The organism is Shinella sp. GW821-FHT11G07 (assembly GCF_058808115.1).
Map to the genome: position 1 here is coordinate 267,486 of NZ_JBXARJ010000005.1, position 19,945 is coordinate 287,430.

Sequence of the window (19,945 nt, forward strand, 5' to 3'; positions counted from 1 at the left end):
ATCAACCGGCCGACGGATCGTATTTGCGCGTGAAGGGCACGCCGTTAAACGTGTGCGTGCAGCAGGCGCAGCCCGGCTCCATATGCTCGACACGCAGGTCCGGATCGACAAGCCGCAGCCGGTTGTCCGCGTCGACGAAGAGACCGCTGTAATAGGTGTTTTCGCCGATCAACACGAACGGGCTTTTATCCGCATCCGACCGGGCGACCATCCAGAAGATCGGCTCGGGCCTGTCGAGCCGCGCCACCGCCTCGGCATGGACGGCATCCCAATCATCACCAAGGCGCGACAGCAGGAATTTGAAGAGCGGCGTATAATCGAGCCCGCGGCGCTGCTTGCCAGGCATGGCGCCGTCATGCAGCCGGTCTTCCCGGCGTCGCGACCAGCGATAGTCGCCGCCGGAATTGTGAAAGACACCCCGGGCACGCGTGTTGACGCTTCGATAAAGCGGTTTCTTTCGCCGCATGTGCTCTCCAGCCGTGCGATCACGCCCACGTCATAGCGTGAAACGCCGACCAGAGACAGCCGCCTCAGTTGGGCACGCCAGGCGCCTCATGGCCGGTCTGGGCGACATATTCGGTATAGCCGCCGGGATATTGGTGCACGTCATCGCCGTTGAGTTCCAGCACACGGTTCGATAGGGCACCGAGGAAATGCCGGTCATGCGAAACGAAAAGCATGGTGCCCTCATATTCCGACAAGGCCTTGATCAGCATTTCCTTGGTGTCGAGGTCGAGATGGTTCGTCGGCTCGTCGAGGATCAAAAAGTTCGGCGGATCGAACAACATCGCCGCCATCACGAGGCGCGCCTTCTCGCCGCCGGAAAGCACCCGGCACCGCTTCTCGACGTCATCGCCGGAAAAGCCGAAGCAGCCGGCCAGCGTGCGCAGCGGCCCCTGGCCTGCCCGCGGAAACTCCGCCTCCAGCCATTCGAACACCGTCAGTTCGCCGTCCAGCAGATCCATCGCATGCTGTGCAAAATAGCCGACCTTGACGCTCGCCCCGACCGTCACGCTGCCCTCATCCGGGGTCGCCGCACCCGCAATGAGCTTCAGCAGCGTCGACTTGCCGGCGCCATTGATGCCCATCACGCACCAGCGCTCCTTGCGGCGGATCAGGAAGCTGAAATCGCGGTAGATCGAACGGCTGCCATAGGCTTTGTTGACGTTCTTGAGGTTGACGACGTCTTCGCCGGAGCGCGGCGCCGGCTGGAATTCGAACATGACCGTCTGGCGCCGACGCGGCGGCTCGACGCGCTCGATCTTGTCGAGCTTCTTCACCCGGCTCTGCACCTGCGCGGCATGGGAGGCGCGCGCCTTGAAGCGCTCGATGAACTTGATTTCCTTGGCCAGCATCGCCTGCTGGCGCTCGAACTGCGCCTGCTGCTGCTTCTCGTTCTGCGCCCGCTGCCCCTCGTAAAAACCGTAGTCGCCGGAATAGGTGGTGAGCGAGCCGGCGTCGATCTCGATGATTTTTGTCACGATGCGGTTCATGAACTCGCGGTCGTGCGAGGTCATCAGCAGCGCGCCGTCATAGCCCTTCAAAAACTGTTCCAGCCAGATCAGGCTTTCGAGGTCGAGATGGTTGCTCGGCTCGTCGAGCAGCATGACGTCCGGGCGCATCAGGAGGATGCGGGCCAGCGCCACGCGCATCTTCCAGCCGCCCGAAAGCTTGCCGACATCGCCATCCATCATTTCCTGGCTGAAACTCAGGCCCGCCAAAACCTCGCGCGCCCGGCTCTCCAGCCCGTAGCCGTCGAGCTCCTCGTAGCGCGCCTGCACCTCGCCATACCGCTCGATAATCGCGTCCATCTCGTCGAGCCGTTCCGGATCGACCATCGCCGCCTCGAGGTCGCGCAACTCGGCGGCCACCGTGCTCACCGGCCCCACGCCATCCATCACCTCGGTGACGGCGCTGCGCCCCGCCATCTCGCCGACATCCTGGCTGAAATAGCCGACCGAGACGTTCTTCTCGACCGAAACCTGCCCCTCGTCCGGCGCCTCCTGCCCGGTGATCATGCGGAAGAGCGTCGTCTTGCCGGCGCCGTTCGGCCCGACAAGCCCGATCTTCTCGCCGCGGTTCAACGCGGCCGACGCCTCGATGAAGAGGATGCGGTGGCTGTTGGACTTGCTGATATTCTCGATGCGGATCATGAAAAACGGGCCTCGTCGTGTTGCGCGCCCTATGCCATGCCGCAGTGCAGCGAGTCCATGCCGTAGACGCAGGAAAACCGGCAAATTCAGGCGACAATGCTGCTCTTCGCCTTCCGCCCCACGCAAGCGACCATTTCGGATCAAGGCGAGAGGCATGAGCCTCATCCAGCAAAAAATGCATTTCGATGGAATAAGCCGCCAGGCGCCCCGTTCTTCCCTCGCAACACGGCAATGGTGCCTGTGAACCGAGGAGCTTTCAAATGGTTACGAAACGCGGAAACGACGACGACAACCGGATCGTCGGGACGAACCAGCAGGATTATCTTTATGGCCGTTCGGGCGATGACCTGCTGTACGGCCATGGCGGCAACGATTTCCTCTATGGCGAAGAAGGCAATGACCGCATCGACGCCGGCAGCGGCCACAACCAGGTCTGGGGTGGTTCGGGCAACGACCGGATCGTCTCGGGCAGCGGCAACGACAAGCTGTGGGGCGGCGAGGGCGACGACGTGCTGCGCGCCGGCGACGGCAACAACCGGCTGATCCTCGACGAAGGCAACGACTACGCCGTAGCAGGGAAGGGCAGCGACTATATCAGCGGCGGCGAAGGCAATGACAGGATCTATGCGGGCGCCGGTAACGACACGCTTTCCGGCGGCGAGGGCGACGACACGATCTTCGGCCAATCCGGCAACGACCGCATCGTCGCGCATGAAGGAAACGATATCCTGAACGGCGGCACCGGAAACGACCGGATGACCGGCGGCGAAGGCGCCGACGTCTTCGTCTTCAACGGCGGCCGCGACGCGGTCACCGACTTCGAAAACGGCGATGACCGCATCGACGTATCCTACTACAACCAGTTCGACAGCTACTCCGACATTCGCAACGCCGCCAAACAGTCGGGCACCGACGTCATCATCCGCGCCGGCAGCGACTATCTGGTGATCGAAGACACCCGGCTCAGCGAACTCAGCCGCGACGACTTCAGCTGGTAAACCCTCGATCGAGGGTGACCAAGTGCAAACCCCAGCCACAACCAAGGCGCCGCCGATCGATCGGCGGCGTTCGTTTATCGAGGTACGGTTCGGTGACCATCAAAGAGGAAGGTCTTAGCCAACCGTCGAACGGCCCGGAAACCGGCTCAAAGCGCCGGCTTAGTCAGCTGAAAATCAAGAATTTATGGCGGAGAGGGTGGGATTCGAACCCACGATACGGTTGCCCGTATGCCGCATTTCGAGTGCGGTGCTTTCGACCACTCAGCCACCTCTCCGCTTTGCTGGTCGGCGCTTGGTCAGCGCGGGGCGGTACATAGCGGGTGTCGGACGGGCTTGCAAGGGGGCGTGGGCCCTGAATGTTCATCTATTTGTCACGGTGACGGAAATCTCCTTGACAGTTTTCACCGCCTCACCTATTGCGCAAGGTGCAGTGGTATAGGTTTAACCCGTGCCGCAACGCTGGTTCTTTGTGCCGCACGTCCTTGATGTTTTTCAAGCATGGCATGTAGCAGGGAACCATTTGGGCCGGCGATGCGCCAATGCATCGCTATTCACGACTGACAAAAAGACGGCCGTGCCTTTCGGGGCAAAGAGCCGGCACGAACATGAAAGGATATAAAATGTTCGCAGTCATCAAGACCGGCGGTAAGCAGTACCGCGTGGCCGCCAACGACGTTCTGACAATCGAAAAGCTGTCGGGCGACGCTGGTGCGAAGATCGAATTCACCGAAGTGCTGATGGTTGGCGTCGGTGCCGATGCGACGATTGGCGCACCCTTCGTCGAAGGCGCCATCGTCACCGCCGAAGTCGTCGAGCATGGCCGCGCCAAGAAGGTTATCGCCTTCAAGAAGCGTCGTCGCCAGAACTCGAAGCGTACGCGCGGTCATCGTCAGCACAACACGACTGTCCGCATTCTCGACATCGCTGGCGCCGGCAAGGCAAAGAAGGCTTCCAAGAAGTCTGAAGCCGCCGAAGCAGCAGCCGAATAATCCGGACAGGTAAAGGAGAACTCCCATGGCACACAAAAAAGCTGGCGGCTCCTCGCGCAACGGTCGCGATTCCGAGTCCAAGCGCCTTGGCGTGAAGAAGTTTGGCGGCGAAGCCGTCATCGCAGGCAACATTATCCTCCGCCAGCGCGGCACGCAGTGGCATCCCGGTGCCAATGTTGGTCTCGGCAAAGATCACACGATCTTCGCTCTTACGGCTGGCAATGTGAATTTCCGTACGAAGGCCAACGGTCGCGTTTACGTGTCTGTCGCCCCGAAAGCGGAAGCAGCGGAATAAGCCGGTAGCGCTCTAAAACAGCCGGCGTCTCATTGACCCGGCTGGCGCGACAGGTTCAGACCTGACGAAAAAAGGGGAGATGGGGCAAGACCCATCTCCCCTTTCTCGTTCCGGAGGACTGAACCATGCAAACCGACTTGTTGAGAGGAGACCAATCACGGTCTCCCAAGGAAAGGCTGAGGCCTGAACGGCCAAGGACCGATTGCCCGATCTTACTGTCGCAGAGGCTCGTCATGAGAGCTCCGCACGAAGACGACATCGACGCCCTTGCCCATCTCGCCAACAACGCCAACATCGCCAACATGGTCGCCCGCATGCCCCACCCCTATACGGTGGCGGATGCCGCCGATTTCGTGCGACGCACACGCGCCGGCGCGATTGGCAAGTGCGTCTATGCCATTACCAAAGCCGACAACGGCGCGTTCCTCGGTTGCTGCGGCATCGAGCCGCACGAAGACGGGCGAACGGTCGAGCTTGGTTATTGGCTGGGCGAGCCCTACTGGAACCAGGGCTATATCACGGAAGCGGCCCATGCACTGATCGACATGGTCTTCCGCACCCGTGACGTCGAGCAGATCGATGCGCGTTGCCGGGTCATGAACATCCCGTCCCGGCGGGTCATCCAGAAGTGCGGCTTCCAGTTCCAGGCGACCGGCATGGTGCAGAGCCTTTCGGTCGGCGGCATGGTTCCCGTCGAATGGTACAGGCTCGACCGCAAGACCTGGGTCTCGTTGAAGAGCTGGGGAGGCATGCGATGAACGCCATGCAGACCCCGATGGAGCACGAGCGTGTCACCGGTCCCGGGCCCTGCCCGGTCATCACGACGGCGCGTCTCGTGCTGCGTCCGCACCGCATGTCCGATGCGGACGCGATCGCCCAGTCGCTCAACGACTTCCAGGTCTCGCGCATGCTGGCGCGGGTGCCCGCCCCCTATGACCGGCAGGATGCGACCGAATGGCTTTCGGTGGCGACCACCGATCTCCAGGAGGGCTGGGCCTTTGCCATCACCGCCGGCGACGACGTCCATATCGGCTGCGTCTCCTTCGAGCGGCGTGGCAGCGAATGGGAACTCGGCTATTGGCTGAACCGCTTCTACTGGCGGCGCGGCTATATGAGTGAGGCGGTGCATGCGGCAACGACGCGTTTCCTCATGCGCATGCCGGGCACGGTGATCCATTCCGGCATCTTCGCCGACAACCTCGCCTCGCTGAAGGTGCAGGAAAAGGCGGGGTTTCGCGTGACCGGGTGCAGCGACGTGTTCAGCCTGGCGCGTGGCACGATGGTCGCCCATATCGAAACGCGCCTGGAGCCGGGTGATTTCCGTCCGGCAGCGCCAAGGCACTAATATGAACCGGGGCGGAAAACCCGCCCCGGTTCTCCTGCGTCAGGAAAGTTCGAACCAGACCGGCATGTGGTCGGAACCGAAGGCGGTTTCGTCGACCCAGGCATCCGTCAGCCGTTCGACGAGGCCATGACTGAGGAAACAGTAGTCAAGGAACATGCGATCGGCGTGATCCTTGGGATTGATCCAGCTGAAACTTGCGGCATGGCGCTTGCCGAGACCGGCCACCGCGTCGACCGGATGGGTGGCGCGAATCTGCCGGCCGTAGAGCCCATCCACGCCGCCGACCATTTCGCAATATTCCGGCGATTCCGGCACCATGTTGAAATCGCCCATCAGCACGTAATCCTCGGGCACCGGCGGCTCGGCCACGCCGAATTCATGCGCACCGGAAATCGCCCCGCCCTCGACGCCGTAAAGCTGGGCGCGATCCTTGAGGTAACGGATCTGCGCGATGCGCTCGTCGCGGTGGACATGGTCGAGATGCACGGAGTAGACGCGGATCGGCCCCTTCGGCGTGGCGATCACCGCTTCGGTTGCACCGCGCTGCAGGTTGAGCTTGTCGAGCGTACGTGTGCGCGGCAGCGAGATGAGCCGGGTCGACAGGATCGGCCAGCGAGAAAAGACCATGTTGCCGAACTGGAAGCGGCGGTTAACCACCCGGCCCTTCTCGATCGCCGAGCCGGCATCGAGATCGCAGGCCGGCCAAAAGACGGAATAATGATTGGCAAGCAGGGTCTGCAATTCCGCGACCATGTCGATATTGCCATTGCGGTGGAAGTTGCGGGTCACCTCCTGCAGCGCGATGATATCGGCGCCGTGGATGCTGGAGACGATGCGCGGCAGGTCGAATCGGTCATCGAGACCGATCCCGTACTGGACGTTGTAGCTGACGAATTTCACGATAGTCTTTGACCTCTGCGGGAAGCGGCTATATCGAAGACGGCAAAATGACCACGACCATACAAATAAAGCGAACGGCGAGCCTATGAAGTTCCTGGACGAAGCAAAAGTCTATATCCGTTCCGGTGACGGCGGGGCAGGGGCTGTCTCGTTCCGCCGTGAAAAATTCGTCGAATTCGGCGGACCGGACGGTGGTGACGGCGGACGCGGCGGCGACGTGTGGGTGGAGGCCGTCAACGGTCTCAACACGCTGATCGATTTCCGCTTCCAGCAGCACTTCAAGGCTGCGACCGGCACGCACGGCATGGGCCGCAACCGCACCGGCGCAAACGGCGCCAGCGTCACCTTGAAAGTGCCGGTCGGCACCCAGATCTTCGAGGAAGACAACGAGACGCTGATCGTCGACATGGTGACGGAAGGCCAGCGCTTCAAGCTGGCCGCCGGCGGCAATGGCGGTTTCGGCAACACGCATTTCAAATCCGCCACCAACCAGGCGCCGAACTGGGCCAATCCGGGCCTGGGGGGCGATGAAAAGACCATCTGGCTGCGGCTCAAGCTGATTGCCGATGCCGGTCTCGTCGGCCTGCCGAATGCCGGCAAGTCGACCTTCCTCGCCACCTGCACGCGCGCCCGGCCGAAGATCGCCAACTACCCGTTCACGACGCTGCACCCGAATCTCGGCGTCGCGACGATCGACGGCGCCGAATTCATCCTTGCCGACATTCCGGGCCTCATCGAAGGCGCCCATGACGGCATCGGGCTCGGCGATCGCTTCCTCGGCCATGTGGAGCGCACACGCGTGCTGCTGCACCTCGTCTCCGCACAGGAAGAGGATGTCGCCAAGGCCTACAAGACGGTGAAGTACGAGCTGGAAGCCTACGGCGGCGGCCTTACCGACAAGCCGGAAATCGTCGCGCTCTCGCAGATCGACCTGCTGGACGAGGACGAACTGAAGGAGAAGACCAAGGCGCTCAAAAAAGCCTGCGGTCAGACGCCGCTGCAGCTGTCCGCCGTCGCCAATGTCGGCATGATCGCGACGCTTCGGGCGCTGCGCGACATCATCGTTGAAGCGAAGAATTCCGGATCCGACGACTGAGATGACGAAAAGCCGCAAACCGCTCGGAAAATACCGCCGGATTGTGATCAAGATCGGCTCCGCCCTGCTCGTCGACCGGGGTACCGGCCTGAAAAAGGCATGGCTCGATAACCTGTGCGCCGATATCGCGGCGCTCAGGGCTGGCGGCACCGAAGTGCTCGTCGTTTCCTCCGGCGCCATCGCGCTCGGCCGCTCCGTGCTGAAGGTGCCCTCGGGCGTGCTGAAGCTGGAAGAAAGCCAGGCCGCCGCCGCCGTCGGCCAGATCGCGCTCGCCCGCGCCTGGTCGGAAAGCCTGTCCACCGATGGCATCGTCGCGGGCCAGATTCTCCTGACGCTCGGCGACACGGAAGAACGCCGGCGCTATCTCAACGCACGCGCGACCATCAACCAATTGCTGAAACTCGGCGCCGTGCCGATCATCAACGAGAACGACACGGTCGCGACCACGGAAATCCGTTACGGCGACAACGACCGGCTTGCCGCGCGCGTCGCCACCATGACCGGCGCTGACCTGCTGGTTCTGCTCTCCGATATCGATGGCCTCTATACGGCCCCGCCGCATCTCGATCCCGACGCCCGCTTCCTCGAAACGATCGATGCGATCACGCCGGAAATCGAGGCGATGGCCGGCGGTGCGGCGTCCGAACTGTCGCGCGGCGGCATGCGCACCAAGATCGATGCCGGCAAGATCGCGACCGGTGCGGGCTGCGCCATGATCATCGCTTCCGGCAAGGTCGACCATCCACTGCGCGCCGTGGAAGAGGGCGCTCGCTCCTCCTGGTTTGCGCCCTCCGGTTCGCCGGTAACAGCACGGAAAACGTGGATTGCCGGGCAGTTGCAGCCGGCGGGGCGCCTCGAAATCGATGCAGGCGCGGAAACGGCGCTCACCTCGGGAAAAAGCCTTCTGCCCGCCGGCGTGCGGGGCGTCTGGGGCTCGTTTTCCCGCGGCGATACCGTATCGATCTATGGCACCAACGGGCGCGAGATCGCCCGTGGGCTTGCCGGCTACGATGCCGACGAAGCGCGGCTGATCGTCGGCAAGAAATCGGCAGAGATCGCGCCCATTCTCGGTTATGCCGGCCGCGCTGCCATGGTGCACAGGGACGATCTGGTAGTGACCGGCTTTTTCGCGCCGGCCGCTGCCGAGGCGGGAAAGGATTTGAGCCATGCTTGATCAGGTCAGGACCAATATCGACAGCCTGATGGCCGATATCGGCCGCAACGCCCGCGCGGCCGCCCGCCCGCTCGCCATCGCAAGCGCCGAGCAGAAGAACCGTGCGCTCGAAGCCATGGCCGCGGAGATCTTTGCGGGTCGCGAGACCATTCTCGCAGCAAACGCCATCGACCTTGCCAATGCCAAGGAAAGCGGCGTCGCCGCCTCCTTTATCGACCGGCTGACCCTGACGCAGGAGCGCATCGAGGGCATCGCCGCGGCGATCCGCGACATCGCGGGTCTGAAGGACCCGGTCGGCGATATCATTGCCGAATGGGACCGGCCGAACGGCCTGCATATTGAACGCGTGCGCACACCGCTCGGCGTGATCGGCGTGATCTATGAAAGCCGGCCGAACGTGACGGCGGATGCTGGTGCGCTCTGCCTGAAGGCCGGCAATGCCGTCATCCTGCGCGGCGGCTCCGACAGCGTAAATTCATCGCAGGCTATCCATTCCTGCCTCGTCGCCGGCCTGAAGAGCGCCGACCTGCCGGAACATGCGATCCAGTATGTGCCGGTGACGGATCGTGCTGCCGTCGGCGCCATGCTGTCCGGCCTCAACGGATCGATCGACGTCATCGTGCCGCGCGGTGGCAAAAGCCTCGTCGCCCGTGTGCAGAGCGAGGCACGCGTGCCGGTCTTCGCCCATCTCGAAGGCCTGTGCCACATCTACGTCGACAAGTCGGCCGACCTCGGCATGGCCCAACAGATTGTCGTCAATGCCAAAATGCGCCGCACCGGTATCTGCGGCGCGGCGGAGACGCTGCTGATCGACCACACCGTGGCCGACACGCACCTGGCACCGCTGGTGGAGGGCCTGCGCGCCGCCGGTTGCGAAGTCCGCGCGACGGACGAAATCCGCACCCGTATCCCCGAGCTCGTTGCCGCGACCGAGACGGACTGGTCGACGGAATATCTCGACGCTATCATCTCCGTTTCGCTTGTTGACGGCATTTCCGGCGCGATCGAGCACATCAACCGCTGGTCCTCCGCCCATACGGAAGCCGTTATCGCCGAGGATCCGGTGGTGGTCGAACGCTTCTTCACCGAGATCGATTCGGCGATCCTGCTGCACAACGCCTCCACGCAGTTCGCCGATGGCGGCGAGTTCGGCATGGGCGGTGAGATCGGCATCGCCACGGGAAAGATGCATGCGCGCGGCCCCGTCGGGGTCGAGCAGCTCACCTCGTTCAAATACCGGGTGCGCGGCACCGGACAGGTGCGGCCCTGAAGTGACGTCGGACGCGGTTGCAGACCACTATCTGAAAATGCCGCATGTTGAAAAAGGCATGGCCGTTGGCCTGTTCGGCGGTTCCTTCAACCCGCCGCACCAGGGCCATGCGCTGGTTGCCGAAACCGCACTACGCCGGCTCGGCCTCGACCAGCTCTGGTGGATGGTCACACCCGGCAACCCCCTGAAGGATCACCGCGAACTGGCGCCACTTGCCGAACGCCTTCGCCTGAGCGAGGCCATGGCGCCCGGCCCGCGCATCAAGGTGACCGCCTTCGAAAAGCGGCTCGGCCAGAGCTATACGGCCAAGACGCTGGAGCGCGTGCAGGCGCTGAACCGCGGTGTCAACTTCGTCTGGATCATGGGTGCCGACAACCTCAAGAATTTCCACAAGTGGCAGAACTGGCAGAAGATCGCCTGCACCTTCCCGATCGCTGTCATCGACCGCCCGGGCTCGACGCTCTCCTACCTCTCCTCGCGCATGGCAAAAACCTTCGATTATGCCCGCGTTGACGAGGAGGACGCCATGTCGCTGCCGGGCCGCCGGGCGCCCGCCTGGACCTTCATTCACGGGCCGCGTTCGGGACTGAGTTCCACGGCATTGCGCACCGCACAGAGCTAGAGTTTGTCAGGAAAAAGTCGAACTCGGTTTTCCAGAAAAGACAAACGCAGACTCTAGAGAAAACCATCCATCAGAAGTACGTCTTGAAACTGGCACCCATTGATGCCTACATTTAGTATGTACCGGTCCGGTATGCCGGTACGAGATGTGCTGTCCTGGTACCCAGAAAGGAACGAACCTGACAACAGTGCACGCAAAGGGAAGCGCCAAAAGCGTTTTCTCGAAAAGCCCGGGACGTGGCGACGATGCCGCCGACCGTGCGCTTCAACTGGTCCTCGCAAGCCTCGAGGACTCGAAGGCAGAAGATATCGTCTCAATCAACATTGCCGGTAAATCGGCGCTGGGCGACTACATGGTGGTCGTGTCCGGACGCTCGAACCGTCATGTCATGGCGATTGCCGATCACCTCATTTCCGATCTCAAGGACGAAGGCCTGGGCAATGCCCGCGTCGAAGGCCTCGAGGCGGGCGACTGGGTGCTGATCGACGCGGGCGATATCATCGTTCACGTGTTCCGGCCGGAAATCCGGGAGTTCTACAACATCGAACGGATGTGGGCGGCTCCCGAGATCGAGGACGGCACCGTACACTGAGCAATTCGAGCGAAAGCGCGACACGCTTTTGCGTCCGGAATTGCGCACGACGATAGTGCCGGACACCTGTCCGGTGAGGAAAAGAGGTGACGCGATTTCGCGCCACCATGAACGGACAGGACGAAGGCAATGCGGGTTGGACTTTTTTCGGTGGGACGGCTGAAGGCCGGCCCGGAGAAGGATCTTGCGGCCCGCTACATAGACCGTTTCGCGAAGGCCGGTCCCGCCATCGGCCTCGAACTCGGCAAGCTTGCCGAAGTCGGCGAAAGCCGCGCCGGCAACCCCGAGACGCGCAAGCGCGAGGAAGCGGCGATGCTGGAAAAGGCGCTGCCTGACGGCGCTGTGCTGATCCTGCTCGACGAGCGCGGCAAATCGCTCGATTCTCCAGCCTTTGCCGACCTCCTTGCCGGTTTTCGCGACGGCGGCAAACGCGACCTGATGATCGCGATCGGCGGCGCCGACGGGCTCGACCCCGCCCTCTATACCCGCGCCGACGCCACGCTCTGCCTCGGCAAGTTGACCTGGCCGCACCAACTTGTGCGCATCCTGCTCGCCGAACAGCTTTATCGCGCCGTCACTATTCTTTCCGGCCACCCATACCACCGCAGCTGACGAAAGCGTCATCGCCACGCAAGCCCCAGAGTTCAGGATGGCAGAGGCCGTATTTTTGGCGCTGTTTGTTGCCCAATTGATTTCGTGATCGCGGGATTTCTTGGCGAAAGCGCCAAATCAGCATAGAGCGGTGAGAACGGACGTTCGGGAGACGATGAGGAAAACCGGCACAATCAACCGGGGTGAAGGGTTTGGCCGCCTGCTGCGGCCGGCTTTGCTCTCGGCTGCCGTGATCCTGGCCGTCGCACCCTATCCGATTTCCGCCGAGCCGAACGAGGCCGAGGTCACGCTCGAAAAGACCGGCTCGCTGCCCAAGGCGGAGCCGGATCCGGCCGCAGCCCTGGCACTTCGCCGCGACAGCACGCGCCGGGAGCTGGAAACGCTCTCGCAATCGATCACCGTCTCCTCGGAGAAGACAAAAGAGCTGGAAGCGGAAATCGCCACGCTCGAAAAATCTCGGCAAAGCCTGCGCGAGGCGATCGTCAAGTCCGCCGCCACGCGCAAGGACATGGAAGAGAAGATCCTCGCCGGCGAAAAGCGGCTCGAAGGCATGCGCGAGCGCGAGGCCGGCGTGCGCGTCTCCCTGCACGATCGCCGCGGCCTGCTCGCCGAAGTTCTGGCCGCACTCCAGCGCATGGGCCGCAATCCGCCGCCCGCCTTGCTGGTGACGCCGGAAGATGCGCTGTCATCCGTGCGCAGTGCCATCCTGCTTGGCGCCGTCGTGCCGGGCATCCGCAAGGAAACCAATGCGCTTGTCGACGACCTCGCCTCCTTGATGGACATCAAGAGCGATATCGACCAGGAAAAGACCGAGCTGACCGACGCGATGCAACTGCGCATCGAGGAAGAAAAGCGCTCGGAACTGCTGGTGGCCCAGAACGAGGCCCTGGCGGAGACCAACAACCGCACGCTCGCCGCCGAACGCCGTCGCGCCGGCGAGCTCGCAGCCCGCGCAACCAGCCTCGAAGGCCTGATCGGCAGCCTGGAGCGCGACATCGGCTCGGTGCGTGATGCGGCAGCCCTTGCGCGCTCCAAGGAAGAGGAACTGCGCAACCTGAGCGCGGCCGAGCGGGAGAAGGCGAGGGCGATCGCGCGCGACGCGGTGCCCGACAAAAACCGCATTGCTCCGGCATACGAATTCTCCGAACTGCAGGCAAAACTCGATTATCCCGTGGCGGGCGACGTTCTGCGCCGATTCGGCGAAGCGGACGGCACCGGCCATGATTCGCAGGGGCTGACGCTGGCTGCCAATCCGGGTGCGCTGGTCACGGCACCCTCGGATGGCTGGATCGTCTTTGCCGGCACGTTCCGCAGTTACGGGCGCATGATCATCCTGAATGCGGGGGCGGGCTACCATCTCGTCCTCTCCGGCATGGACCGGGTGAACGTGCGAGAGGGTCAATTCGTCGTGGCGGGAGAACCGCTCGCCGTGATGGGTGAAAAAAGGGTCGCGAGTGTCAACGCTTTGACGCTGGAAACAGACAAGCCGACACTTTACATTGAATTCCGAAAGAACGGAAAACCGGTTGATTCCCGGCCGTGGTGGTCCGCCAAATATGCTGGAAAGGCACGCAATGATACGTAGGGCTTCTCTTGTTCTCGTCGGTGCACTCATGGGTGCGACGGCCATGAGCGTCATCAACACGGCAACATTGCCCGCCGAAGCTGCCGGCTCGTCGACCTATCGCGAGCTTTCCATCTTCGGTGATGTCTTCGAGCGTGTGCGCGCCCAGTACGTGACGCCGCCGAAAGAAGATCAGCTGATCGAGAATGCCATCAACGGCATGCTCACCTCGCTCGACCCGCATTCCTCCTACATGAATGCCAAGGACGCCGAAGACATGCGCACGCAGACGCGCGGTGAATTCGGCGGTCTCGGCATCGAAGTCACGATGGAAGACGAGCTCGTCAAGGTCATCACGCCGATCGACGACACGCCGGCATCCCGTGCTGGTGTTCTCGCGGGCGACTTCATTGCGAAGATCGACGGCGCGGAAGTGCGTGGCCTGAAGCTCGAAGAAGCCGTCGAGAAGATGCGCGGCGCCGTCAACACGCCGATCAAGCTGACGCTGATCCGCAAGGGCGCGGACAAGCCGATCGAACTGACGATCATGCGCGACATCATCGCCGTGCGGGCCGTAAAATCCCGCGTCGAGGGCGATGTCGGTTACCTCCGCGTCATCTCGTTCACGGAAAAGACCTATGATGACTTGGAAGCCGCGATCGAGAAGATCAAGGAAGAGGTTCCGGCCGACAAGCTGAAGGGCTACGTGCTCGACCTGCGCCTCAACCCGGGTGGTCTGCTCGACCAGGCGATCAACGTTTCCGACGCCTTCCTGGAACGCGGCGAGGTCGTCTCGACCCGCGGCCGCAACGAGGACGAAACCCGCCGCTTCAACGCGACGCCGGGCGACATCACCGACGGCAAGCCGGTCATCGTCATGGTCAATGGCGGTTCGGCATCGGCGTCTGAAATCGTCGCTGGCGCTCTGCAGGATCTGCGCCGTGCCACCGTGCTCGGCACGCGGTCCTTCGGCAAGGGTTCGGTCCAGACCATCATCCCGATGGGTGACGCCGGTGCGCTGCGCCTGACGACGGCGCTCTACTACACGCCATCCGGCAAATCGATCCAGGGCACCGGTATTACGCCGGACGTCACGGTCGAACAGCCGCTGCCGCCGGAATTGCAGGGCAAGCTGGAATCCGCCGGCGAATCGAACCTGCGCGGCCATATCCAGGGCCAGAGCGAGACGGAATCCGGTTCGGGTTCGTCCGCCTACGTGCCGCCGGAAGCCAAGGACGACCTGCAGCTTCAGTACGCGCTGGAACTGCTGCGCGGCCAGAAGACCGACCCGTCTTTCCCGGCCAATCCGGAAAAGGCCGAGTTGAAGAAGTAAGATGCATTCGCAGGGCCCGCCGCAGCGCGGGCCCTGTTTTCCTCCGCACCTTCCGGCCAGCGCGGACTGACCTTGGGCACAGACATTCACGCACCTCTCGGCCAGGACCGCAAGGCAAGGCCAGGAACGGCAGGACCCTCGCGGTTCTCCGCCGGCAATGTCGTGTTTGCCGTCGCCATCGTGGGCCTCCTCGGCTTTTCCGGCTGGACATCGCTGGCGCCGAGCGGGTTGCGCACCGCGCCCCTCACGGCTCCCGTTGAAGAAGCCGCATCCCAAACGGCGACTGACACCAAAGCCGACCAGAAGACGGCCGACGCCAAGGATGGCGTGCGCAGGGCCAATGGGCTTTCCGGCGCGCAGGTCGAGGAAACGTTGACCGACGACGGCAATATCGTGCGCAAGTACTCGCCGGGTACACGCGACGGCGACGGCCCGCTGATCATCGAGGCCAATCGTATCGGGCAGGATGCGCGCACAGCCGCCTTCCCGAACGACGACCTGCTCGAAGACACGTCCGATGGCAAGATCCCGATCATCGGTCTCGACGGTACGCGGCCGATGGACCAATATGCCCGGCCCTGGTCTGGTGCGCGCGGCACGCGCATCGCCATCGTCGTCGGCGGGCTCGGACTCAGCCAGACGGGTACGCAACGCGCCATCCGCCAGCTGCCGGGCGAGGTAACCCTCGCCTTTGCGGCCAGCGGCAACAGCCTGTCGCGCTGGATGCAGGAGGCGCGTCGCAAGGGTCACGAAATCCTGCTGCAAGTGCCGCTGGAGCCCTTCGACTATCCGCAGAACGATCCGGGCCTCTACACGCTGCGCACCGATCTCAGCGAGACCAAGAACCTTGCGGAACTGCACCGCGCCATGGCACAGGTCACCAATTACACGGGCATCGTGAACTTCATGGGCGGCCGCTTCCTGTCGGATGCGGATGCGCTGGAACCGATCGTCCGCGACGTCTCCAACCGCGGCCTCGTCTTCCTCGACGACGGCAGCTCGGCGCAGTCGCTTTCGGGTACGATCGCCGGCGCCGTCGAGGCACCCCATGCCTTTGCCGACCTCCAGCTCGACGCCGATCTTTCACGCGACGCGGTGCTGAAGAAGCTCGACGAACTGGAACGCATCGCCCGCCGCAACGGCACGGCGATCGGCATGGCGTCAGCCTTCGACGAAAGTGTGGACGCCATTCGCGAATGGTGCGAGGAAGCTGGCGGTCGCGGCATCGAGATCGTCGGTGTCGCGTCGCTCGCAGCCGTTCCCGCCAAACGATAGGAATTTTCGATGGGCAAGGACAAACACAAGGTGGTTCGGGCCGAGGACCTGCCTTACCGCCCCTGCGTCGGCATCATGGTGCTGAATGCGGACAACAAGGTCTGGGCAGGCCGGCGGATTCCCGTCGGCAACTCCGAATATGACGGCTCGCCGCAGCTCTGGCAAATGCCGCAGGGCGGCATCGACGAGGATGAGGATCCGCTGGCGGCGGCCTACCGCGAACTCTACGAAGAAACCGGCATGAAGAGCGTCTCGCTCCTCGCCGACGCGGGCCGCTGGATCAACTACGACCTGCCGGCCCAGTTGATCGGCATCGGCCTCAAAGGCAAGTTCCGTGGCCAGACCCAGCGCTGGTATGCCTTTCGCTTCGAAGGCGAAGAGAGCGAAATCGCCATCAACCCGCCGCCCGGTGGCCATGAGGCGGAATTCGACGCCTGGGACTGGAAGCCGATGCGCGACCTGCCGGAGCTGATCGTGCCCTTCAAGCGCCAGGTCTACGAGGAAGTCGTCGCGGCCTTCACGCATCTCGCACCCTGACAACAAATCCTCCCCGGCAAGCCGGGGAGGGGTCTTTCTTTGCGGGAAGGCTCAAAGGAACCCGAAGTCGCTGGTCGTCAGCGTCTTGACGCCCTGCAGCGTCGCGACGAGTTCCAGATCGGCCTCCGTGCCCTTACCGTCGGCATCGAACCAGAGGCGACCATTGTCGCTTTCGAACAGGAAGGTGCCCTTCGTGCTCGTGGCAACCGGATCGGCGCCGACCACCAGCATCACGACCGCGTCACCGGCCGCCACACCGTAATCGCTGCGGTCGATCATCAGCTTGTCCTGGCCACGGGTGAAATCGGTGATGACGTCGCCCTCGCCATCCCGGCCCGCAAGGTTGAAGACGAACTGGTCGTTGCCGGTTCCGCCGGTCAGCCAGTCGTCACCCGCCCCGCCGACGAGAACGTCATTGCCGGCACGCCCCTGCAACACGTCGTCGGCATCGTTGCCATAGAGCGTGTTGTTGCTGGCATCGCCCCGGATGTCATCGTCGGCGCTGCTGCCGTGGATGATTTCGAAGCCCTTGACGGTCAGACCAAGCGCAAGGCCCTTGTTCTTTGCCTGGGTTTCGAGGTCGAGGACCACCGAAGTCGGGCCGTCCTCGAACATCAGCGTATCGATGCCCGAACCGCCATCGAAGACGTCCTTGCCGGTGAACGCGGTGCGCACGAGCACATCGTTGCCGGCATCGCCGAACAGCTGGTCGTTGCCCGCACCGTCTTCCAGGGTGTCGTTGCCGGCTGCACCGCGCAGGATGTCGTTGCCGGCATTGCCTTCAAGCCTGTCGGCAAGCGCGCCGCCGGTCACCGTGTCCTTGCCCTTGCTGCCATCGTAGTTCAGCGCCTCGAAGGCGTTGAAGCTGGTCGTGCTGTCGACCGTCACCTTGCCCGTCGAGAAGGTAAAGGTGATGTCCTTCGACTGCTCCGCGACGTCCAGATTGAGGGTGTCGGTGCCCGCGCCGCCATCCGCAAGGTCGCCGATGCCGGCGCCGACCGTGTCGTTACCGTTCTCGCCGTAGAGCTTGTCGCGGCCACCGGTCTTGTTGAGACCGTCGCCATAAAGCACGTCGTTGCCGTCACCGCCGCGCAGCGTGTCGGCACCCGCATCGCCGGAGAGGTAGTCGTTGCCTGCGCCGCCGGTGAGCGTGTCGGTGCCCGCACCGCCGCGCAGATCATCGCTCAGCGCACCGCCGGTAAAGGTGTCGTTGCCGGTACCGCCGATGAGTGCGACCCGCTCGACATTCTTGACAGTGACCGGCGCCCCGGTGACCGTGACATTCGGCGACAGGTTGAAGACGATCCCCGTGGAGTACTTGCTGAAATCGATGGACGCGGAATCCGTGCCAATGCCGCCGTCGAGCGTCAACTTGCCGGTCGAGGCCGTGCGGTAGAAACTGTCATTGCCCGTACCGAGATCCACCGTGTTGTGGCCGACGGATTTTGCACTGTCGCCAACGCGTACGACGTCATTGCCGTCGCCGGCGCTGATCGAGTTGGTGCCGCCCTGGTCGTGCAGCGTATCGCTGCCGGCACCGGAGGTCAGCTTGTCATTGCCTTCACCGCCGTCGAGCGTATCGGCACCGGCCGTGCCGATCAGCGTGTCGTTGCCGGCAAAACCGAGGAAGTGCACGGCTGACGCCGAGCCTACGGACTTCACGACGTCATTGCCCGACCCGAAGGCCACTTCGATAACCTCGAAGTTGTTCAGCGTCGTGCCCTCGCTGATCTTCGCGGCGGCACCCGTCGCCTCGAAGGTCAGGCTGGTCGTGGTCGACCGGCGATCGACCGAAACATAGTCGAAATCGGCGCCGCCATCCGCCTTGTCCGCACCGCCCTCGCCCAGTTCCACCATGTCGTTGCCGGCACCGGCATTGACGGTGTCCTTTCCGGCAGCCGTGTCGATGACGTCGTTGCCGGCACCCGTGGTGATCACGTTGGCACCCGACCCGGTGGCCGTTATCGTGTAATGCTCGAAGCCCTTGATGGTCGTGCCGCCGGCAAGGGTATTCACCACGGTCGCCGCCTTGGCCGTGAAGTTGCCGGTGAACGCCTCGATCTCCAGGCGGTCGCTGCCGCTGGCGTCAGTGATCGTGTCCTTGCCCTCGCCATAGGTGTAGGTGATCGTGTCGTTGCCGCTGCCGCCTTCGATGATGTCATTGCCATCACCGCCGTCGAGGGCGTCATCGCCCGTGCCGCCATTCACCGTGTCGTTGCCTTCGCCGCCATCGATGATGTCGTTGCCGGCATCGCCATAAAGCGTGTCATTGCCGGCATCGCCATTGATGAAGTCGAAGTCGGCACCGCCATAGGCGATATCGTTGCCCGCACCGCCGTTGATCAGGTCTACGCCCTGCTCGCCATAGAGCTTGTCGTCACCGGCGCCACCATCGACGAAGTCTGTGCCATAGCCGCCCCGGATCGTGTCGTTGCCGTCCTCGCCAAACAGCATGTCCACCAGGCCGCGGCCGCCGGACAGGGTGTCATCACCACGACCGCCCCTCAGCGTGTCGGAGTAATTTCCGCCCGTGACGCGGTCGTTGAGATTGGTGCCGGTGATGTCGAAGCTTTCGACATTCAGCGCACTGACATTGCCGGTCAGCGTTTGCGGTGAAATCCAGTCCTTGATGGTGATGTTGAGGGCCGTCGCCTGATCGGAATAGTCGATGATCATTCGGTCGGTACCTGAGCCGCCGTCGAGCACGTCGCCGGATGCGGTAGCGAGCTTGCCGACTATCAGCGTGTCACGCCCCGAGCCGCCATAGTACTTGTCCGCTCCGGCACCACCCTCGATCATGTCGCTGCCGCTGTCGCCGTAGAGCGTATCCTTGCCCCCGTCGCCCGTGATCATGTCGTCCTGGAACGAGCCGTTGACCGTATCGTCCCCTTCACCGGCCATGATTGAGTCGCGGCCCATGCCACCATTGACCTTGTCGGCACCGCCGAGCGCCATGATGAAATCATCCTCGAGATCGCTGCCGAGCAAAGTGTCGACGCCATCCGTACCCATTATTGTACCCATTCGGGTCTCCTCATCGTGCGTTCTGGACATGCGCCGGCCGCCCGCGGCCCCGCTGGGAGACCACGATGGAAAGTGCGAAGGTCCTGGAAGGAAATGCTTCAAGCCGGGACCGGCTTCGTCCGTTCAATCGAACGCCGCAGACTGCGTGCGTTCTGCCGCTATATTC

General features: G+C 63.1%; 19 protein-coding genes and 1 tRNA gene. 15 read left to right on the forward strand and 5 right to left on the reverse strand.

All coding sequences use genetic code 11. From position 1 onward, the window contains the following. Position 1 precedes the first annotated feature (1 nt). Entirely contained in the window at positions 2 to 466 is a 465-nt protein-coding gene (locus AC1RT2_RS12290; RefSeq protein WP_493102193.1) for a hypothetical protein, read from the reverse strand. A 64-nt stretch (positions 467 to 530) separates the two neighbouring features. Next, entirely contained in the window at positions 531 to 2,153 is a 1,623-nt protein-coding gene (locus AC1RT2_RS12295; protein WP_444800908.1) for an ABC-F family ATP-binding cassette domain-containing protein, read from the reverse strand. Positions 2,154 to 2,413: 260 nt separating this feature from the next. Between AC1RT2_RS12295 and AC1RT2_RS12300 the strand changes: the two genes are divergently transcribed. Further along, the gene (locus AC1RT2_RS12300; protein ID WP_493102195.1) at positions 2,414 to 3,151 is read left to right on the forward strand and encodes a calcium-binding protein; all 738 of its coding nucleotides are present in this window, start codon (positions 2,414 to 2,416) and stop codon (positions 3,149 to 3,151) included. Between the two features lie 185 nt (positions 3,152 to 3,336). Here the strand turns inward: AC1RT2_RS12300 and AC1RT2_RS12305 are convergent. Then, positions 3,337 to 3,426, reverse strand: a tRNA-Ser gene (locus AC1RT2_RS12305). A 345-nt stretch (positions 3,427 to 3,771) separates the two neighbouring features. On the opposite strand from AC1RT2_RS12305, the gene rplU reads away from it, so the two are divergent. From rplU to AC1RT2_RS12325, 4 genes are all read left to right on the forward strand, one after another. Then, positions 3,772 to 4,140: a 50S ribosomal protein L21 gene (gene rplU, locus AC1RT2_RS12310; RefSeq protein WP_069060590.1), complete on the forward strand. Its 369-nt coding sequence runs from the start codon at positions 3,772 to 3,774 to the stop codon at positions 4,138 to 4,140. Between the two features lie 25 nt (positions 4,141 to 4,165). Then, complete coding sequence (gene rpmA, locus AC1RT2_RS12315; protein ID WP_069060589.1) at positions 4,166 to 4,435, forward strand: 50S ribosomal protein L27; 270 nt, start codon at positions 4,166 to 4,168, stop codon at positions 4,433 to 4,435. A gap of 125 nt (positions 4,436 to 4,560) precedes the next feature. Next, a complete protein-coding gene (locus tag AC1RT2_RS12320) occupies positions 4,561 to 5,193 on the forward strand; it encodes a GNAT family N-acetyltransferase (RefSeq protein WP_493102198.1) in 633 nt (210 codons plus the stop codon). After that, complete coding sequence (locus AC1RT2_RS12325; protein WP_493102200.1) at positions 5,190 to 5,780, forward strand: GNAT family N-acetyltransferase; 591 nt, start codon at positions 5,190 to 5,192, stop codon at positions 5,778 to 5,780. The genes AC1RT2_RS12320 and AC1RT2_RS12325 overlap by 4 nt, the downstream gene beginning before the upstream one ends. Before the next feature lie 39 nt (positions 5,781 to 5,819). Here the strand turns inward: AC1RT2_RS12325 and AC1RT2_RS12330 are convergent, their stop codons facing one another. Further along, the gene (locus AC1RT2_RS12330; RefSeq protein ID WP_493102202.1) at positions 5,820 to 6,680 is read right to left on the reverse strand and encodes an endonuclease/exonuclease/phosphatase family protein; all 861 of its coding nucleotides are present in this window, start codon (positions 6,678 to 6,680) and stop codon (positions 5,820 to 5,822) included. Positions 6,681 to 6,765: 85 nt separating this feature from the next. On the opposite strand from AC1RT2_RS12330, the gene obgE reads away from it, so the two are divergent. The 10 genes from obgE (at position 6,766) to AC1RT2_RS12380 (ending at position 16,755) form a co-directional block, all read left to right on the forward strand. After that, the gene (gene obgE, locus AC1RT2_RS12335; protein WP_069060585.1) at positions 6,766 to 7,776 is read left to right on the forward strand and encodes a GTPase ObgE; all 1,011 of its coding nucleotides are present in this window, start codon (positions 6,766 to 6,768) and stop codon (positions 7,774 to 7,776) included. Position 7,777: 1 nt separating this feature from the next. Continuing rightward, positions 7,778 to 8,950 carry a glutamate 5-kinase gene (gene proB, locus AC1RT2_RS12340; RefSeq protein WP_069060584.1) on the forward strand — a complete coding sequence of 391 codons (1,173 nt, stop codon included), beginning with the start codon at positions 7,778 to 7,780 and terminating at the stop codon, positions 8,948 to 8,950. Then, the gene (locus tag AC1RT2_RS12345) at positions 8,943 to 10,220 is read left to right on the forward strand and encodes a glutamate-5-semialdehyde dehydrogenase (protein ID WP_493102205.1); all 1,278 of its coding nucleotides are present in this window, start codon (positions 8,943 to 8,945) and stop codon (positions 10,218 to 10,220) included. Before proB ends, AC1RT2_RS12345 begins: the two co-directional genes overlap by 8 nt. A 37-nt stretch (positions 10,221 to 10,257) precedes the next feature. Further along, complete coding sequence (locus AC1RT2_RS12350; protein ID WP_286157227.1) at positions 10,258 to 10,842, forward strand: nicotinate-nucleotide adenylyltransferase; 585 nt, start codon at positions 10,258 to 10,260, stop codon at positions 10,840 to 10,842. Positions 10,843 to 10,987: 145 nt separating this feature from the next. Beyond that, positions 10,988 to 11,434: a ribosome silencing factor gene (gene rsfS / locus AC1RT2_RS12355; RefSeq protein ID WP_069060581.1), complete on the forward strand. Its 447-nt coding sequence runs from the start codon at positions 10,988 to 10,990 to the stop codon at positions 11,432 to 11,434. Positions 11,435 to 11,563: 129 nt separating this feature from the next. After that, positions 11,564 to 12,046, forward strand: a complete 483-nt coding sequence (gene rlmH, locus AC1RT2_RS12360) for a 23S rRNA (pseudouridine(1915)-N(3))-methyltransferase RlmH (protein ID WP_069060580.1) — start codon at positions 11,564 to 11,566, stop codon at positions 12,044 to 12,046. A gap of 154 nt (positions 12,047 to 12,200) precedes the next feature. Continuing rightward, positions 12,201 to 13,631, forward strand: a complete 1,431-nt coding sequence (locus AC1RT2_RS12365) for a murein hydrolase activator EnvC family protein (protein WP_493102208.1) — start codon at positions 12,201 to 12,203, stop codon at positions 13,629 to 13,631. Next, the gene (locus tag AC1RT2_RS12370) at positions 13,621 to 14,943 is read left to right on the forward strand and encodes a S41 family peptidase (RefSeq protein ID WP_069060579.1); all 1,323 of its coding nucleotides are present in this window, start codon (positions 13,621 to 13,623) and stop codon (positions 14,941 to 14,943) included. The genes AC1RT2_RS12365 and AC1RT2_RS12370 overlap by 11 nt, the downstream gene beginning before the upstream one ends. A gap of 72 nt (positions 14,944 to 15,015) precedes the next feature. Then, complete coding sequence (locus AC1RT2_RS12375) at positions 15,016 to 16,218, forward strand: divergent polysaccharide deacetylase family protein (protein WP_493102210.1); 1,203 nt, start codon at positions 15,016 to 15,018, stop codon at positions 16,216 to 16,218. Positions 16,219 to 16,227: 9 nt separating this feature from the next. Beyond that, positions 16,228 to 16,755, forward strand: a complete 528-nt coding sequence (locus AC1RT2_RS12380) for an RNA pyrophosphohydrolase (protein WP_493102212.1) — start codon at positions 16,228 to 16,230, stop codon at positions 16,753 to 16,755. 51 nt (positions 16,756 to 16,806) lie between these two features. Here the strand turns inward: AC1RT2_RS12380 and AC1RT2_RS12385 are convergent, their stop codons facing one another. Beyond that, positions 16,807 to 19,779, reverse strand: coding sequence for a calcium-binding protein (locus AC1RT2_RS12385; RefSeq protein ID WP_493102214.1), 2,973 nt, complete (start codon positions 19,777 to 19,779; stop codon positions 16,807 to 16,809). Between the last annotated feature and the right edge of the window lie 166 nt (positions 19,780 to 19,945).

Bases quoted from the DNA above. Each gene is read 5' to 3' on its own strand.
- AC1RT2_RS12290 (WP_493102193.1), bottom strand. From the start codon at position 466: ATGCGGCGAAAGAAACCGCTTTATCGAAGCGTCAACACGCGTGCCCGG.
- AC1RT2_RS12295 (WP_444800908.1), bottom strand. From the start codon at position 2,153: ATGATCCGCATCGAGAATATCAGCAAGTCCAACAGCCACCGCATCCTC.
- AC1RT2_RS12300 (WP_493102195.1), top strand. From the start codon at position 2,414: ATGGTTACGAAACGCGGAAACGACGACGACAACCGGATCGTCGGGACG.
- rplU (WP_069060590.1), top strand. From the start codon at position 3,772: ATGTTCGCAGTCATCAAGACCGGCGGTAAGCAGTACCGCGTGGCCGCC.
- rpmA (WP_069060589.1), top strand. From the start codon at position 4,166: ATGGCACACAAAAAAGCTGGCGGCTCCTCGCGCAACGGTCGCGATTCC.
- AC1RT2_RS12320 (WP_493102198.1), top strand. From the start codon at position 4,561: ATGCAAACCGACTTGTTGAGAGGAGACCAATCACGGTCTCCCAAGGAA.
- AC1RT2_RS12325 (WP_493102200.1), top strand. From the start codon at position 5,190: ATGAACGCCATGCAGACCCCGATGGAGCACGAGCGTGTCACCGGTCCC.
- obgE (WP_069060585.1), top strand. From the start codon at position 6,766: ATGAAGTTCCTGGACGAAGCAAAAGTCTATATCCGTTCCGGTGACGGC.
- proB (WP_069060584.1), top strand. From the start codon at position 7,778: ATGACGAAAAGCCGCAAACCGCTCGGAAAATACCGCCGGATTGTGATC.
- AC1RT2_RS12345 (WP_493102205.1), top strand. From the start codon at position 8,943: ATGCTTGATCAGGTCAGGACCAATATCGACAGCCTGATGGCCGATATC.
- AC1RT2_RS12350 (WP_286157227.1), top strand. From the start codon at position 10,258: ATGCCGCATGTTGAAAAAGGCATGGCCGTTGGCCTGTTCGGCGGTTCC.
- rsfS (WP_069060581.1), top strand. From the start codon at position 10,988: ATGTGCTGTCCTGGTACCCAGAAAGGAACGAACCTGACAACAGTGCAC.
- rlmH (WP_069060580.1), top strand. From the start codon at position 11,564: ATGCGGGTTGGACTTTTTTCGGTGGGACGGCTGAAGGCCGGCCCGGAG.
- AC1RT2_RS12365 (WP_493102208.1), top strand. From the start codon at position 12,201: ATGAGGAAAACCGGCACAATCAACCGGGGTGAAGGGTTTGGCCGCCTG.
- AC1RT2_RS12370 (WP_069060579.1), top strand. From the start codon at position 13,621: ATGATACGTAGGGCTTCTCTTGTTCTCGTCGGTGCACTCATGGGTGCG.
- AC1RT2_RS12380 (WP_493102212.1), top strand. From the start codon at position 16,228: ATGGGCAAGGACAAACACAAGGTGGTTCGGGCCGAGGACCTGCCTTAC.
- AC1RT2_RS12385 (WP_493102214.1), bottom strand. From the start codon at position 19,779: ATGGGTACAATAATGGGTACGGATGGCGTCGACACTTTGCTCGGCAGC.